The 587-nt window shown below is 26.6% G+C and carries 2 protein-coding genes; both read right to left on the bottom strand.

Features of this window, described 5'->3' with window-relative positions:
• Positions 1–47: putative holin-like toxin (locus CN514_RS26850; RefSeq protein ID WP_353652071.1), on the bottom strand; the 47-nt coding region annotated here is incomplete at its 3' end.
• Between the two features lie 62 nt (positions 48–109).
• Positions 110–364: an acyl carrier protein gene (locus CN514_RS15250; protein WP_098233319.1), complete on the bottom strand. Its 255-nt coding sequence runs from the start codon at positions 362–364 to the stop codon at positions 110–112.
• Positions 365–587: the final 223 nt, after the last annotated feature.

The raw sequence follows: 587 nt of genomic DNA, 5'->3' as shown, positions 1-587 counted from the left end.
AACATACCAAAGCTAATCATAAGGGATAAAACTTCGAAAGTAACCATTTATATATCGCCTCCTTATAATAAGCCTTCCCGTTACCAAGTTTGTCCTATACACAAATTTATTAATTACAAAAAACACAGTTAATAATGAAATCTTCAACAGATAAATCACTTTGTTTGAACAGAGAATCGTCTAGTTCGATTTCTACATCTAGTGTATCTTCAAGATTAGAAAGTACTTCTGCGAATGTAAGTGAATCAATATCTAAGTTCTTAAGTGTGTCATTAACATTAATGCTATCTAAACAAGCCTCTTCCTTAAGAATATTTAATACCGTATCTGTTACAACTTCTAAACTAAGTTCTTTTGTAATCATTATTTCCTCTCCTAATTTTTACTATTTATTGGTAAAGTATCCCATTAAAGAAATTAACAATGATTTTAACAATTGTCAATAAAATGTAAAAACTGTAACAAACTGTATAAATTTATTACGGTATATATAAAAAAACTGTATAGAATAAATTCTATACAGTCGGGTTTACTATTTACTTTTCAGATTTTTTAACCAATTTCTTTATTATGAAACTATCATTATT

The organism is Bacillus sp. AFS001701, from assembly GCF_002559405.1.
In the GTDB taxonomy this organism is placed as follows: Bacteria; Bacillota; Bacilli; order Bacillales; family Bacillaceae_G; genus Gottfriedia.
Note: the sequence above shows the minus strand (reverse complement) of the source record. Positions and strands in the feature narration are given on the sequence as shown.

What these genes read in the sequence shown, in the direction of transcription:
- CN514_RS15250 (WP_098233319.1), bottom strand. Translation starts at nt 364, where the DNA reads ATGATTACAAAAGAACTTAGTTTAGAAGTTGTAACAGATACGGTATTA.